Genomic DNA, 2,547 nt, shown 5'->3' with positions numbered 1-2,547 from the left:
TTCTGAAGATCGCCAAGGAGCCGCTGTCGCTGGAGACCCCGGTCGGCGACGAGGAAGATTCGCACCTCGGCGATTTCATCGAGGACAAGAACGCGATCCTGCCCATCGACGCCGCGATCCAGTCTAACCTGCGCGAGACCACCACGCGCGTCCTGGCCTCGCTGACGCCGCGCGAGGAGCGCGTCCTGCGCATGCGCTTCGGCATCGGCATGAACACCGACCACACGCTGGAAGAAGTCGGCCAGCAGTTCTCGGTGACCAGGGAGCGTATCCGCCAGATCGAGGCCAAGGCGCTGCGCAAGCTGAAGCATCCGTCGAGGTCGAGGAAGCTGCGCTCGTTCCTGGATAACTGATCTCGTGTCCCGGGCGCTGCGCGGCACGAAGTGGTGCGCCGCAGACCCCGGACCCAAAAGCTTTTTCATCATGGCCGGGCTTGTCCCGGCCATTTCTTTATCGGCGTGCGGACCACCTGAACCAGGAGCCCTTGCGATGAGACAATTCAGTCATGGAATTGCGGTGCAGGGCGTAGGATGGGTGGAGCGAAGCGATACCCATCAATTGCAGTTCGCGGGGGCGATGGGTTTCGCAAAGGGCTCAACCCATCCTACTGGCTGGGCCTTCGATCGCGCTTGATCTTGCGACGTAACAAAGACGTGGATGGCCGGTACGAAGCCCGGCCATGACACCGGAAGGATCATCGCCAGCGTTCGTAGGGCGGATCATCATCCGCCGCTATGAACCGCCAAGATGGCGGGTTACGCCTTCGGGGGGCGGATCATCTGATCTCTCGTCCCCGCGAGGTTTCCTCATGTTGCCCATAACGGTTCTTGACGCTGCAGAACAGCGTTGAAAACCACCTTCGGCACTTCAACGCGTTCATCGCCATCGTAAAGCGTGCGAAGCTTTTCGAATGTCAGGTCAGGCATTTCGGTAAGCGCAGCAAGACGGTCGAAGAAGTCAAGCTGATCATTTGTCAGCGTTTGAGTCGGGTTGGGCATGGCGCCCCAGTCATCCCAGCGCAGCAACTCCATCTTGTTGAGGCTCGCGACGTCGTGGACCAGGTTTCGCGCGATGAACCACAATCCGCGCAGGTCGCCCTTGAATATGCCAAAAATCCTGGGATCGGCCTTACCTTCAAGGCAAAGCACCCACGCATCAGCCGCGATCAGAAAGCGATCGCGCGGCACGTCGAGAATGTCGTGATCGATGTCGAGCGCCTGTCGCCAGATTTTGTCGAATTGCGGGTCAACCAGCCGCCAGCGTCGTTCATTGGCATCCCAGACCTCGCAGACGACGTGGTCTTCGAAAAAACCCGGATTGAAATACGTTCCGAAACCGCAGCGCACCCGCGCCGGAATTTCTTTGGCACGCAATACGGCGGCAAGAAGCACCGCGAAATGGCGGCATACGCCGATCAGGCGCCTGTCCACGGGTCGCGCGACGGAGAATGGCCGGGGGTCCAGGGTGAGAATTCGGTCGAGGAGCTGTTCTGCGGGACGAATATGGCTCTCGCTCTTGCGTTCATTCGGAACCTGGAAGCCATAGAGGTCTCCTGCCACGTATTCATGCAGGACCACGCCTTGTACGAAGCGTACGAGGCCGCCGAGGTCGTCCGGCAAGGTTTCCAGCGCCGCAGCGTGCTTATTTGCGATCGTCATTGCCCCAGGGCGGGCGTAGTAGGCGAGGGCGGCCCCTGCCGCCGGCGGTTCCATCTGCACTCGTTCCTTAGTCTTCGTCGGCATGCTATTCCTCCGTCGATTGGCCTGGGCATTCGTTCTCTAGGACGCAGGAGGGTGTTGCCCGCCGACATCGGCAAAAAGTTTTTCTCATGTGGCTCGAGCGACGGCCGGCCCAAGCCAGCAAAGTCGCTCAGCGAGAGCCCGCGGTGTTTCGCGGTTGGCACGGATTGCGCAAGGCAAAGCCGATAGGCTTGAAATCCCAGGCGTTGCGAAAGAAACATGCGGCCGGAACCGTTGCGGTCCAGGCCGCGACATCGCGGTTGGCTTTGTCCGATCGCCTGAGTTCGGAGACCACATTGGTATCAAGCGGAACACCCGGGGTACATGCTTCGCACGGCCCGAGGATAAACTCCGCGCTATGTGGGACCACCGCAACCAAGGCATCCCCTGACGTCGCGGCGCCGGTCACCGGCGGCGCATTCGCGCCGGTCCGTTGGCTGGTCCGGGCCAGGCTGGCTTACGGCAAACAAAAAACCCGCGACCGATGTCTCGGCGCGGGCATTCGACTTTTGCGATGATGACGAAGTAGCGGTGATTTGCCCGACGTGTCAAACCTTTTCTGAATTTTTCTTGTCCGCCGAGCCTCCGGATGACGCCGCGCGTACCCGACGCGCAAGATCTGGTGTGATTTGGGCTGTCAAGCCACAAATAGAAAAATAAATGTGTTCACTTTTTGTTCGAATCAGTTCATAACCGAACCGTCTCGTTCCAGATGAGGGGCGTATCGCGATCGTCAGACACGCGGGATGAGATGCGGTGGACGCGGCAGCGTCGGGCGTGGCCAGGACATGGCAGGGCAGGATGTACA

3 protein-coding genes are annotated in these 2,547 nt (G+C 60.1%); 1 reads left to right on the top strand and 2 read right to left on the bottom strand.

The window, feature by feature from the left end:
• On the top strand, positions 1-353 hold a 353-nt coding region (locus ABSG20_RS34530), incomplete at its 5' end, for a sigma-70 family RNA polymerase sigma factor (RefSeq protein ID WP_423868912.1).
• 453 nt (positions 354-806) lie between these two features.
• On the opposite strand, the gene ABSG20_RS34525 is transcribed toward ABSG20_RS34530, so the two are convergent.
• Both ABSG20_RS34525 and ABSG20_RS34520 read right to left on the bottom strand, forming a co-directional pair.
• Positions 807-1,712: a transglutaminase-like domain-containing protein gene (locus tag ABSG20_RS34525; RefSeq protein ID WP_423868911.1), complete on the bottom strand. Its 906-nt coding sequence runs from the start codon at positions 1,710-1,712 to the stop codon at positions 807-809.
• A 575-nt stretch (positions 1,713-2,287) separates the two neighbouring features.
• Positions 2,288-2,547 (bottom strand): hypothetical protein (locus ABSG20_RS34520; RefSeq protein WP_423868910.1); only part of this gene is annotated, 260 nt, incomplete at its 5' end.

Source organism: Bradyrhizobium sp. (assembly GCF_049512235.1).
Lineage (GTDB): Bacteria > Pseudomonadota > Alphaproteobacteria > Rhizobiales > Xanthobacteraceae > Bradyrhizobium.
Note: the sequence above shows the minus strand (reverse complement) of the source record. Positions and strands in the feature narration are given on the sequence as shown.

What these genes read in the sequence shown, in the direction of transcription:
- ABSG20_RS34525 (WP_423868911.1), bottom strand. Translation starts at nt 1,712, where the DNA reads ATGGAACCGCCGGCGGCAGGGGCCGCCCTCGCCTACTACGCCCGCCCT.